Origin of the sequence: Microbacterium meiriae, from assembly GCF_025143875.1 — a bacterium.
In the GTDB taxonomy this organism is placed as follows: domain Bacteria; phylum Actinomycetota; class Actinomycetes; order Actinomycetales; family Microbacteriaceae; genus Microbacterium; species Microbacterium meiriae.
Window position 1 is genome coordinate 128,165 of record NZ_JAMBDU010000003.1, and the last position, 12,400, is coordinate 140,564.

The window sequence follows — 12,400 nt, forward strand, 5'->3', positions numbered from 1 at the left end:
GTGATCTTGCTGGGCGAGGCAAGGCATGCCACTAGCCTGAACACGTGAGCGAAACAGTCACTGGTCAACTCCAGCAACTACCTCTCGACAGCCTGCGCTTGGACTGGGGGAACCCCCGTCTCCCGCCGTCGATGCAAACTCCAGAAATTTCCCAGAGGGACCTGGCGGCATACATAAACAAGCACTACGACCCGCTGCGGATCGCCGAAAGCATCGCCACACATGAATTCTTCCAGAGCGAGCCGTTGATCGCAGTTCGGGACGGCGAGCACTTTCGGGTCATTGAGGGAAACCGCAGGCTAACAGCGCTCAGGGGGCTCGCCGATGAGGGCCTTCGAAATCTCTTCAGCAAGGAAAACAAGGGTTGGAAAAACCTGCCCCCCTCATACCCCGCATCCGTACCCGTACTGATTGTCGAGGATGAAAGATCGGTGGCTCCACTTCTCGGCTACCGCCACATATCAGGGATTGAGCCGTGGGAGCCGTATGCGCAGGCGCGGTACATCGCGAAGCTCGTCGAAGAGGTCGAGGGCATAGGGCGCGTTGCAGAACTGGTGGGTCGGGACGTCTCAGAGGTTCGAGCGATGTACCGGGACCACGAGATTCTCGCGCAGGCTGAGTCCATGTTTAAGGTAGATGTGACGCGTGCTCGGGCGGCATTCGGTGTTTTTGCCAACGCGATGGCCCGCCGCGGAGTTCAGTCGTACATATCTGCGCCGCAGCCACGTTTCGTCAAGACTGAAGAATGGCCGATTCCGACCGACAAAGAGCCTCAACTACGTGAACTCCTCAATTGGATATTTGGCGGCGCGCGCGGCGACGGTAGGGTCATCAATGACAGCCGACAACTGGGTGAACTCGCTCGGGTACTCCAAAACCCGGAGGCCACTCGTGTTCTGAGAGAATCAGGGAATCTGGTCGAGGCTCATGAAGCATTGGCTGATCCTGAAGAACAGTTCCAGCGCTCAGCGACACGCGTGCTGCGCGAACTTCAGAAAATGAGCGTTTCCACGTTCGAGGTCTCGACGCACGATGTCGCCGGCTTTATCAACGGAGTCCGCGACCTACTTACAACTCTTGAAGCGAAGGGAGCGCCGCGATCGTGAGGAGAGTCGAGCCCCCGGAAGACTTCGATAGTCACTCATTGAGCGAGTTTGCTGAGGCGTTCTTGTTTGGGTGCGACGATGACTTTCTCAGTGTTGCCGAACTAAGGGGCCTCTTCGTCAGTGGGAGCAAGCCGACAGATCTGCAACTTGAGGAGACTCTGATGGAGATCGAGAGGCGTTCTCGCGACTTTGGTGCGCTTTATCCATTCGACGTGCACGACCGAGGAATTCGCATAAATCGGAAAGAAGAGAGCGCGCTTTACGAGTGTCTGCTTCTTCTTTCTCTCCGAGGTACGCCATTGCGCGCTTCGGGTCAATACGAGCGGTCAGACGTTGTTTTTGATGAGATCGTACGAGTCGCGTTCCGGAACCACGCGGGACAAGGTGCGGAATCCGTTGTATTCGGATGGCCGCCTCGCGGGGCGAGGCCAAGCGTCTTTTCTTTGGCTGTAGCATGGGTGGCCGAGAGTATCGGGGTCGACGTTAAGAACGTAAGAATCCCGGATATTTATAGGGATGCCGGTGTCGACATAATCTCGTGGAAGTCATTTGACGACGGACGAAGTGCCTTTCCCCTAACGCTTGTGCAGAATACAGTCCAGTTCGATTTTCGGCAGAAGCCACGGGACGTCCTGCCCTCTCAATGGCGAGGTTGGCTTGAGATCAGTGCCAATCCGCGGATTGGTTTCGCGGTGCCTTTCGCCTTGCCCAAAGACGACCCATGGTGGGAGCACGCCAGCACGGATGTCGACACAATGATGGATCGAGGTCGACTAATGTCCCAGTTGCAGGACGAGCAACCGAAATCGTGGCCTACGTGGTCTGATTTCACCGAATTCGTCGCTGAGGAATCTGCGCGTGATCTCGCATTGCAGTTAGAAGCCACGATTGTTCGCCCACGCAAGCCTTCGCGCTCGGCCTTATATGAACAGGCTAACGCGTAGCCTGAGAACGGTGATGGTGACTAATCACTGTGAATGACGTGCTATTAGCGATATTGTCGAGAGACCGCGGGTTTGCTGTTCGGAACGAGGCGCCCTTCGCGAAAGAACAGTGAAGCATAACTGCGCGGAATTGTTCGCTTCGTTCAGAACTCAAGTTGCACGATCTTGGTTCCCGCCGGCAAGAGGTCATTTCGGCGCGACATGCGCCAAAGCAGGTCGGTGTTTTTCAACAGCCGCCATTGGCCTGCGCACCCCGACGCAGTCCTAAGTCTAGTGTTCTTTAAAGTGCCTCACCGGAAGATCCAGTCGGCGACCTGATTCGCGCCGGCCACGGGATTGCTTGCGCTCAAGGTCGCAGGAAGGTCCACCCGATAGTTCACTGACCCAACGTCGACGTGGACGCGCTCGGCTACATCATGCCGTCGAAGCACCTGGACGAGATCATCGGTCATGTCGTAGCCGCGGAAGAAGGAGATGAGGAAGCCAGTCGAGTACGCCGGGTCTGATTCCTGAGAGAGATGGTCATACCCCGGACCTTCGCCATATTCTGAAAGATGATGCAGGAACTCTTGTATCGCACGCTCCGAGAGTCCAGCAGCCTCCATGTGCGCCAGCGTGCGGTCAACCAACTGCGGGATGGTGAAAGCGTTGCCGTTATCAGGGCTCGGTTGGAGGCCGATGCTGACGAGGATAAGGCGGTCCTCAGCGCCGAAGCTGGTGTCTGTCTCCACCTGGTGAACGCCTTCGACGAGGTGGGAGGAGGCAGGTCCAGTCGTCGTCTTCACCTCAATGCCTGTTGACCCAAACGTGAGATCACGGGATGATCGCCTCCAGCCGTTCCACCCCGCGATGACGTCGGACACGTGCGCGCCACTAGCGCGGCGACAAAGGGCATCGATCAGTAGGAGTTCACCCGCTAGCCCAACAATCGCCTGCCTCGATAGACGAAGCCGCTCGATGGCGAGTTCGATGAGGGGCTCTGTGAGCCTGAATGCGAGCGCGAGCGATGCGTCAGCACCGTTCCGGAGAAGTTCAGTACAAATGAACGCTGCTACTTGGTCGAAGTGCCCAAACGCCGGCAGGAGCAAGCGGTTCGCGTCGAAGGATGAATGGTTGTCACGATGCACAACCCGAAACTCAAGTGCATCCCGGACCACGCTGGTTGAGGGCTGCAGTCGCGGACCCCTGAGGAACATCTCGACGCGGCCGTTGGTGTCGCGCGCCACGCCGACCACATTCTCGTCCGTCAACCAGTTCACATCGCGGACATCTGAGATTAACGCGCGGGGTGTGCCTGCGATTACCTGCAACGCATCTTCATAGCTTGCCAAGGGATAACTCCAGTCTCACCCGGCTACGAGATTCGAAGCGCGGGTGGCGGCGAATTGCTCGGGGCCTCCGCCGGGGATGCAGATCCCTACGGCGATGACAGGATGCGGTTGCTCCGGGAGCTGGTTGACGTAGAACAGCACCTGCCCGTGGGAGCCGGCTGGGCGCCAGGGGCTACTGTTGGTCAACACCGGTGCTCGCTCTCGGCGGTGGTAGAAGTCAAAGAACTCGTCCCCTCTATAGTCCAGAGGTCCCGCCGTCGGGTCATTCGATCCCCACTCAGTCTCGAGTTCGCCGCCCGGCCCGACCCGCTTAGCTGTTGCGGGAATATCGAACCCGAGGCCACGCAGTGGCCCGCTAGCGATCGGCGAGCCGCCGCCGAAGCGGATCCCCACAGAGAAGGTGGGCTGATGCGCCTGTTTTTCGCGCAGGTCCGACATCGACCAAAGGTCAGAGGGTGCCCCCGTGACAAAGAGACCACGGACGGGCCTCGTCAGGCAGGCGTCCCAGAGGCGCAGATACGCCGCGATCGCGTACGGGCACTCGGATCTTGCGGCGGCCGGTTCGTCTCCCGGGAGTGGTTCTGGTGCCCGATAGAGCATTGCATCATCCGCGAGCGGCTGCACAGCAGAAACGCGTGAACTCACCTGAGACCAGAGTTGGGCGAGTCCGCTTAGATTTCCTGGTTTATACGCGTCGTATGTGAGGCGCTGAAGTAGCTCAGCCGTCTCCGCGAGTGACAGCATTCTGTTGAGCGCTCGCCCTCGCTTCCGTCCCCCAGCGGTCACATCTGCCGATGCCCCGGAAGCGAAGAGGTCCGCTACGACCTGAACATTCGGATCAGGAGCATGGCCGCTATTAGCTATGGTCACAAATGGCTTCGAACTTGGGCACAAAGGCGTGCGTCCGAGGTTGGCGATCTTGCCGGTGGCAAGGAACTGAAGGCCATGTAGCATGATCGGTGAGGGTGCATCCCCTTGCATCGAGTTCGAGATTGCCACCCTGATGGCTTCATCTATGTCGTGGTAGCTGCGGAATAGATCAAGTTGTTGCTGGTTTGCGAATAGTCGACACAGTTCGATGTGACTACCTCGGTAACCGAACCAGCGTTGCATTTGCATTTGAGTGTCGGCGAAAGGCATGCTTGCGCCACGCAAGAATAATGCGGTCGACATTCCCTCAAGCGTCAACCCACGGGCCATGACGTTCCCAGAAACGAAGATGGTGGATAGGTCTCGTGCCGCGCGCCAATTCTCTGTCTCTTCGTCGTAAGACGGACGATACGCGGGACGATCATCCGCACGCGGATCGCTGTTAACCACGGAGACTCTTGTGCCCGGGATGATCTCAGTCTCCAACAGTTGCTTGACCACAGGCCAGTCGGGCACCAGACGCGGGGAGAGCACATTGAACTCGGCAGCGAGCGTGGCGGACGAGGACCGGTAGCGTTCGATCCAGGCCTCCCAAAGTTGTTCCTCGCCTCGCATCCTTTCAAGGAGAGTCAAGGGTAGGAACCCTAAGCCCGAGTCGAGGAGTCGACGCGCAGCATCGCGATCATCCAGACCCGCCCACATCAGCACGTCCTCGGCACCCCTGAAATGTTCTTCGATGTCCGCTGCCGGGTGGAGCAACATTGAGTGAGGAGCAGGCGAGGCAGCCTTGGCAGCCATCTCACTATCAAACCGCTCGTCACGGAGTGAATGCGGTCCAGCCTTCCCGGTGCTCCATGCCAGTCTGATCGCCCCAGCCACGAGGAACGCCCTGATGGATTCTCCGAGATCCTCTTCGGCTTGTCCGGTCAGGCCTACGCAGAGGCCGGCGGACCTTGCGCGATTGTAGAAGACTTCTCCTCCCGTGTAGTAATGGTCGAGTCCGCTCGGTTCTGGGTAGTTCGATGACCGCGGGGGGTCTTCGGTTGCAAGGTCGACGGGGTGCCCGATGTCGAGCGGTGTCCGTAGAGAGACGACGAAGTCGCGCGGCGCGAGGGGGTTGTGATCCTCTTGAAGTAAATTGGCTTGCGGTGTTGCGGTGTAACCGACGTATGTCGTGAAGAGATTTGAGGGGGCATCCTCCGAGCGGGGATCCCAAAGGTCCGCGATGGCGCGAGGAATCTGCTTGAACCCTGACCATGCGTGGTCGTGGCCAGCCTCCACTGCGGCATCAAGGATTGAGCCGTCATCCGCCTCGTCGTCAAGTACGAGCATGTGCACCGGTCGACCCAAGTCCCGCACCGCAGGGTAGACGCTGGTTCGCATGCTATTGCCAAGCGCGTACAGGTGATCGGTCTGCTTCATCGCGACGACAATGATTGGTTTGCCCCGACCGAGTTTCCTCCTGACTTGCGCGGATGGTATTCGGTAGGTATCGGTGAGCGCATTGGTGGATTCCGAAAGTGCTACGACCGGGGGCGGGCAGAGCAGGCGCTTGTTCGCTTTGGCAGCGCCATCTTCTCCTGCGTCTAATTGCGTGATCAGCCGGTCATAGGTCTGGCGCCACAGTGACAGTCGCGTTCCGGCAAGTACCACGACGATGTCCACTCCTTGGTCGAGAGCCATGGCGGTCACGCCAAACATGGATGCGGTCTTGCCAGACTGAACGGCACCCATGACCAGCCCTGTGCGCACCTGTCCGGGCCAGAAGCCCGCATCCGGGCGTCCCGCGCCGAGGATCCCTCGCTTTAGGATGTAGCCCGAATCCGCCTCAAGCGCTGAGCGAGCAGTTTCCGTCAACCCACTGAGTTCCGCCAAGTACTGGTTCCACCAGGAGTCGCCTCCAGGTGACGGCGCCTCAAGGTAGACGCGCTCCGTTGCGTCGTTGATCATGCCACCGTCACTCAGCCTTCGGAAGAATCGAGCCGATCAGGGAGTCGACACCCGAGGAGCCGAATCGAGCACGAATTGCGTCAGACGCGGCCGTGATGTCCACCTCCAAGGTTTCTACGATTCCCCGCGCGATCCGGGCAATGTAATCCCACTGAGTCCGGGTCTGGGTCTTCTTGGGCCTTGACCATTGCTGCAGAGCTGCCTTGCGGATTTCGTCGGCGTGAGATTCGATACGGTCCTCGATATCCTCTGGGGATCCCGCTACCGCGATCGCGATGCCAACGAAAGAACCGACCAACTGCAGGTCCTGCCATTTGGAGGTCTTGCCGTCGCCACGGAAGTTGTCTGGCCACAGTTCCTCGTGCCCCGCGTGCAGATCCCCCGCCCGCGCAACCCACTCAAACAGGTCCGCGATGCGACCGGGCTCGCGCAACGGATGGTGCTCCTGCTCCTGCACCTGGCCGAGCAACAAGTCCGTGTGACGTGCTGTCGAGGGCAGCAACTTACCGCGCGTGTCGTTGAGCAGCGCTGACAATATCCAGCCGAGCACCTTTGTCCGGCGGTAACGTGCTTCGCCGAACCCGTACTCCGCGAGGGTCTGACCCAGGGCATCAACGCCAGGCACGCCGACGAGCGATGGGGCGACGTCTTCAACGTTGCTGCGGGAGCTAGCGTCTCCAGCAGCAACGAGGATCGCGCGGGTGAGCTCTACGTCGTGGTACACCGCATTGCGGATCTCTTCAGCGTTGAGGTGCATCCCCTGCTTGTTGTATAGCTTAAAGACCTCATGGATCTGACGCTGAGTCGCCTTGGTGTACTCAAGTACTGGAACTTTATACGCTACGACGGCTTCGAAAAGATCCTTTATAGTCACGCTCTCGTCGGCAACATTTATGATCTTGTCTCTGATCTGGGTAAAATACTTGCTCGGAGCGGCTCCAGGTCAGGGCCAACCAGTCCGCCCTTGGCATCGTTCCGCAGCTTAAACGGAAAGTAGTACTCGTCTTCTAGCTTCGCTGACAACGGGTATCCCATTGCGTTGCGCCATGCTGTTCGAAACTTCGGATAGTCGCTCGTAAAAAGCGTTGCGAGTTCCAAACCCGGGTGCAACCCGTCGGCTTCGGCAACCTTGGCGAGCGCGATTGGGTGCTTGCCGACGAACCGGAGGATCGCGGTTAGGCGCTGCTTCCCATCGACGACCTCATGTGGAGTGGCCGCGCCGGTACGGAGCAGAATCACCGATGGAAGCGGAATGCCCCGGAGGATGGACTCAATGAGAGCTTGCCGGTCACCGGTGCGCCAGACGTCGCCACGCTGATAGGAAGGCACGAGATTCAGCTTCCGTCCGGTCAACTGCGAAATTGGCCACACGTCGGCTCTCGCAGTCACGGGTTCGGGGGTCACTGCTTCGGCAACGTCTTCCTCCGCCTCCCACGCCTCGGCCCAACGTGTCGTCGCTGATGACCGGGTGCCGCCATCGGCGTCGAGGTCAGCGAGGAAGGCTTGTTGCAGCCGAGCGCCTAGTTCAGCCCGCTCACTTAGCCGTTCCAGTGCAACCTCAGTCAACCGAGGCGAGCCATCGACGACTTCGACCCCTTCTGCCTCTGTCTCGAATCCGAGGGCGCTCGCCAGGCTTGAGTGAAAAGCAGCAGGGTCTTTGGCTGAGAGATCATCACTGAATCGAAGCCACCCCTGAACGTCCGCGAGGCGAGAAATCCACGCGTCGGAGGTGAAGCTGACATCGCCGGCAGTGAACTGCGAAGTAGCGGGGACGCTCTCAGGAAGGTCAGCAGCCTCAGAGAGCTCGGCCAGCAATTCTGCGATTCGGTCCTGCAACTGGCCGCGCGAGTCTTCGCTTGCCGTTTCCACGTCAGTCCCCACCTGCTCTACCGGGTTCCGATCCGTCATCGTAATCCTCGTCTCTCGGTTTTCTAAGCGTGAAAGAAGGCCTGCAGGGCTATGCGGCTGTGTCCTGAGTTTGTTGCAGATTGGTAGTCAAGTCGGCGAGCAAAGCTCCGGCGATTGCGTGCACGACGCGAGCGTTCACCGCGTTCCCAAGGGCCTTGTACGCCGCCAAGTCGCTCGAAGGAAGGGTGATGCCACCAAGGCTTTGGAGTTCAGCGCATTCCCGCGGGGTCATGTACCGTCGCGAGTTTGTGCCTGAGATCTTGGCGCCAAGGATAGGGACCTGGGTCTGCGTCATCGCGATCAGGCTTGGCGCCGTAGTGGGTCGCTTGACACGGATCCCTGAGGCGCGCACCTGAAGGATGTAGTCGTCGATGTCACGGTTTCCGCCCTGCGCGTTCCACTCGAACTTCTGGAAGCTTGAGTGGAACTCCCATGGTTGCCATTCGTTGATCCACGGCTCAATCCACACGCGATTCGCTCGGTAGAACTCGCGATTCTGGCGGATGAACGTTCGCTTCCAGGCGGGAAACTCGAAGTCTCCATCCCGCCGAGAATGGCTGGGGATGAGGGCTTGTTGCTCGCTACTAGTCAATCCGGCGAGCGGAAAGCCGAAGGATCCGTCGTAACCGTCGAGGTCTCGTGGACGATTGCGAGCCCAAGCGTCAGGTGGCGTTGTGGTCTCGTACGGATAGGTTGCCCGGAACTCCATCGCCCAAATGGGGAAGGAGGGCAACTTGACTCCTTCCGGGGAGCGACGCAGGAAGTCGCTCCACATGTCGATCGCACGACCGGTCTGGGTCGGGATCGCGCGACCGTCGCCGGAGTGTGGGTGAAGCGCCGACTCGATCGTTGTGGTTGCTCCGAGAGCAGTCGGCCACTGGAACTCCTCCAAGCCGTCGAGCGATCCGACGAAATACGCTCGCTCTCGGACTTGCGGGATGCCGAACTGATGCGGCGAGAGTCGATGGACATCGACTGCGTACCCGAGGTCCTCGAGCTTCGTGCGAATCGTCTGCGCGGTCTTGCCGCCGTCATGGCTGAGGATGTTTGGGACGTTTTCCAAGATGAATCTGCGGGGTCGCTTCATTCGCAGGATGTCGTGGACCTTGAAGAACAGTCGTCCTTGCTCAGTGTGTTCGAAGCCTTGCTGCTTGCCGGATTTCGAGAAGGGTTGGCAGGGGAAGCCTGCCGTGAGGACGTCGTGTTCGGGCACGCTCTCCAGAATCAACTCATCGGTGAGTTCGGCAACATCGAACCACGGTAAGACGCCGAAGTTGTGCTCGTAGAGAGCATTCAGCCCGGGCTCCCACTCCGCTGCGAAGACCCCTTTGCCACCGAGTTCGTCGAGTGCCACATGGAAGCCACCCAAACCGGCGAAAAGATCGATGAAGCGAAACTGGGGCTTCGGGTCGGTCATCTGATCTCCTGATCGGCGTCAGCGACGGCACCCGCCGCTCCCAGAGTCAAAGGTACCGCTCACAACCGACACGAGGCGTCCGCACATGCTGGCCGTCTCCATGTTGCCGGAGCTGCTACTCGAACCCGCCCGTCAACCGCCCGCGCATCCGCGAACTACTCTCATTCATCCCGACGATCTCCACCGTCTTCCCCAGGCCCGCGTACTTCATCTCGATCGCATCCAACGCGGCAACAGTCGACGCATCCCACACATGCGACCCCGACAGATCGACGACAACGCGACCGGGATCCTCCGTATAAGAGAACAACGTCGTCAGGTCATTGCTCGACGCGAAGAACAGCTCCCCCTCCACGACGTACGTCACCACGTCCCCCGCCTCACCCAGAACCCGACGAACCGAAACGAAGTGCGCCACCCGCCGCACGAACAGCACCGATGCAACGAGCACCCCACCGACAACCCCGACCGCCAGGTTGTGCGTCACCAAGACCAACAAAACGGTAGACACCATCACGAACGTCTCGCTCTTCGGCATCCGCTTCAGCGTCGACGGCCGCACACTGTGCCAGTCGAACGCCCCGATCGCGACCATGATCATCACGGCCACGAGCGCCGCCATCGGGATCGTCCCGACGAAGTCACCGAACACCACGACCAACACGAACAAAAACAGACCGGCGCAGAACGTCGAGATGCGGGTCCGCGCGCCCGATGCCTTCACGTTGATCATGGTCTGACCGATCACCGCGCACCCGCCCATACCGCCGAACATCCCGGACAAGACGTTCGCGACGCCCTGCCCCCACGACTCGCGGGTCTTGTTCGAGTGGGTGTCGGTGATCTCGTCGACGAGCTTCGCGGTGAGCAGCGACTCCATGAGCCCGACGAGCGCGACCCCGAGCGCGAACGGCGCGATGATCGTGAACGTCTCCCACGTCAGCGGAACGTTCGGGATGAACAGCGACGGCAGACTCCGCGGCAGCTCACCCTGATCGCCGACCGTCGGCACAGTGATCCCGAACGTGAGCACGAGGCCGGTCACGATGATCACCGACACCAGCGGCGCCGGCACGACCTTGGTGATCTTCGGCATCACGAGCATCACGACGATGCCCAGCGCCACCAGCGGATACACCAGCCACGGCACGTCGATGAGCTGCGGGAACTGCGAGCTGAACACGAAGATCGCGAGCGCGTTCACGAAGCCGACCATGACGCTGCGGGGGATGAAGCGCATGAGCTTCGCGACGCCGAGTACTCCGAGCACCACCTGGAAAACCCCGGCGAGGATGACCGTCGCGATGAAGTAGTCGAGCCCGTACGTCGGCGCGACGGGAGCGATCACGAGCGCCACGGCTCCGGTCGCCGCCGTCACCATCGCCGGCCGCCCGCCGAGGAACGCGATCGACACCGCCATGATGAACGACGAGAACAGCCCCACCTTCGGGTCCACCCCCGCGATCACCGAGAACGCGATGGCCTCCGGGATGAGCGCGAGCCCGACGACGAGCCCGGCCAGCACCTCCCGCGTCAGCAGTCGCGGGTTCTTCAGCGCATCGAGCACCGAGGGGTGGGCGCGATAGCGGGCGCGGTCGTCGACCGTCGTTGCAGACATGGAGCTCCAGGGGAAGGCGCCTCCGAGAGGAGGCAGACGGTCCAGCCTATGACTGACGTGAAGCATGCCGCCTCCGCAAGGCTCGTCTTGAGTAGTCGATCCGCTCGACTTGCGGATTGTGCGGTGGTCGAGATCGATTCCGAGCGCAAGTACCTCTAAGACGACAGTGCTCACGGCGTAGACGTCGTCACCTGGCGCCCCTCCCGCCCGACCTCGCATCCGCCAGGATGAACACGACCGCCCCGAAAGGATCCCGATCGAGCAGTTCACCGGCGACTCCTGGAGCGTCGTCAGCCCGTTCCCGTTCGGCTCGATCGACGTCGACGTGACGCCGATGACGACCTCGTGACGGCCTAGTCCCGCCAGTCGATCCCCACGCCGGCGATCCGTCGCCCGGCCTCATCGGCGGCGACTGGCTCCCCGACGTCCGCCCCGCGCTCGAGCGAGACGGCGGAGTGCACGATGGTGTCGGCGTAGACGTGCACGAGGTTGTAGCCCTGCGCGGCGTCCTGGCCGCGCGTGGCGCCGACGGGTTGCGCGAGGTCCTGTCCGTACGCGCTCGACGAGGCGACGGCGACCGGGATTCCGGCGAAGGTGCCGAACGACGGATGGTGCACGTGTCCCGACAGGATGCCCCGCACGTCCGACCCCCGCAGCACCGCGGCCAGCGCGTCCTGATCCCGCAGCTCGACCGTCACGGCGAGGTCGAGCACCGTCGGCAGGGGCGGATGGTGGATGAGCAGCAGCGTGCCCTGCGGTGCCGCCGTCGACAGCTCTCCCTCCAGCCGAACCAGCTGCGACGACGGCACCTCCCCCCAATGCGCGCCGGGCACCGTCGAATCGACGACGATGACGCGCATCCCCCCGAACCACCGCACCTCGACGATCGGCTCGTCACCCGCCCCCGCGAGTCCGAGCTCCGATCGCATGGCACGGCGGTCGTCATGGTTGCCGGCCGCCCACACGACCTCGCACCCGAGCGCCGCGGCAGCGGGCGCCACGAGCTCGCGCAGTCGCTTGTAGGCGGCGGCATCGCCCCGGTCCGTCAGGTCTCCGGTGAACAGCAGCGCGTCGGGACGGAGCCCCGAGGCCACGAGCCGGTCGAGCATCTCCGCCAGGTTCGCGTCGGCGTCGGCCCCGCTGCCGTACAGCGGCGACCGTTCACCCGGCAGGTGCGTGTCGGAGATGTGCACGAAGGTGTGCGACGGGCGGGGGTGTTCGGTGAGGATCATGTCTCTTCCTGGTCGGCGGACGGA

General features: G+C 61.2%; 8 protein-coding genes. 1 reads left to right on the top strand and 7 read right to left on the bottom strand.

Annotated elements, in window-relative coordinates; genetic code table 11:
- Positions 1-44: 44 nt before the first annotated feature.
- A complete protein-coding gene (locus M4D53_RS03125; RefSeq protein ID WP_259951819.1) occupies positions 45-1,106 on the top strand; it encodes a ParB/RepB/Spo0J family partition protein in 1,062 nt (353 codons plus the stop codon).
- A 1,234-nt stretch (positions 1,107-2,340) separates the two neighbouring features.
- Here M4D53_RS03125 and M4D53_RS03130 read toward each other — a convergent pair.
- From M4D53_RS03130 to M4D53_RS03160, 7 genes are all read right to left on the bottom strand, one after another.
- The gene (locus M4D53_RS03130) at positions 2,341-3,381 is read right to left on the bottom strand and encodes a PD-(D/E)XK motif protein (protein ID WP_259951821.1); all 1,041 of its coding nucleotides are present in this window, start codon (positions 3,379-3,381) and stop codon (positions 2,341-2,343) included.
- Positions 3,382-3,396: 15 nt separating this feature from the next.
- Positions 3,397-6,201, bottom strand: coding sequence for a Z1 domain-containing protein (locus M4D53_RS03135; RefSeq protein WP_259951824.1), 2,805 nt, complete (start codon positions 6,199-6,201; stop codon positions 3,397-3,399).
- A 7-nt stretch (positions 6,202-6,208) separates the two neighbouring features.
- Positions 6,209-7,075 (bottom strand): hypothetical protein, encoded by an 867-nt coding sequence (locus M4D53_RS03140; protein WP_259951826.1) that lies wholly within the window; start codon positions 7,073-7,075, stop codon positions 6,209-6,211.
- 17 nt (positions 7,076-7,092) lie between these two features.
- Positions 7,093-8,109, bottom strand: a complete 1,017-nt coding sequence (locus M4D53_RS03145) for a DUF262 domain-containing protein (RefSeq protein ID WP_259951828.1) — start codon at positions 8,107-8,109, stop codon at positions 7,093-7,095.
- Positions 8,110-8,158: 49 nt separating this feature from the next.
- Positions 8,159-9,526, bottom strand: coding sequence for a DNA cytosine methyltransferase (locus tag M4D53_RS03150; RefSeq protein WP_259951830.1), 1,368 nt, complete (start codon positions 9,524-9,526; stop codon positions 8,159-8,161).
- Positions 9,527-9,641: 115 nt separating this feature from the next.
- The gene (locus tag M4D53_RS03155) at positions 9,642-11,144 is read right to left on the bottom strand and encodes a SulP family inorganic anion transporter (RefSeq protein WP_259951831.1); all 1,503 of its coding nucleotides are present in this window, start codon (positions 11,142-11,144) and stop codon (positions 9,642-9,644) included.
- Positions 11,145-11,497: 353 nt separating this feature from the next.
- Positions 11,498-12,376 (bottom strand): metallophosphoesterase, encoded by an 879-nt coding sequence (locus M4D53_RS03160; RefSeq protein WP_259951838.1) that lies wholly within the window; start codon positions 12,374-12,376, stop codon positions 11,498-11,500.
- Positions 12,377-12,400 lie beyond the last annotated feature (24 nt).

What these genes read in the sequence shown, in the direction of transcription:
- M4D53_RS03135 (WP_259951824.1), bottom strand. Translation starts at nt 6,201, where the DNA reads ATGATCAACGACGCAACGGAGCGCGTCTACCTTGAGGCGCCGTCACCT.
- M4D53_RS03145 (WP_259951828.1), bottom strand. Translation starts at nt 8,109, where the DNA reads ATGACGGATCGGAACCCGGTAGAGCAGGTGGGGACTGACGTGGAAACG.
- M4D53_RS03150 (WP_259951830.1), bottom strand. Translation starts at nt 9,526, where the DNA reads ATGACCGACCCGAAGCCCCAGTTTCGCTTCATCGATCTTTTCGCCGGT.
- M4D53_RS03155 (WP_259951831.1), bottom strand. Translation starts at nt 11,144, where the DNA reads ATGTCTGCAACGACGGTCGACGACCGCGCCCGCTATCGCGCCCACCCC.
- M4D53_RS03160 (WP_259951838.1), bottom strand. Translation starts at nt 12,376, where the DNA reads ATGATCCTCACCGAACACCCCCGCCCGTCGCACACCTTCGTGCACATC.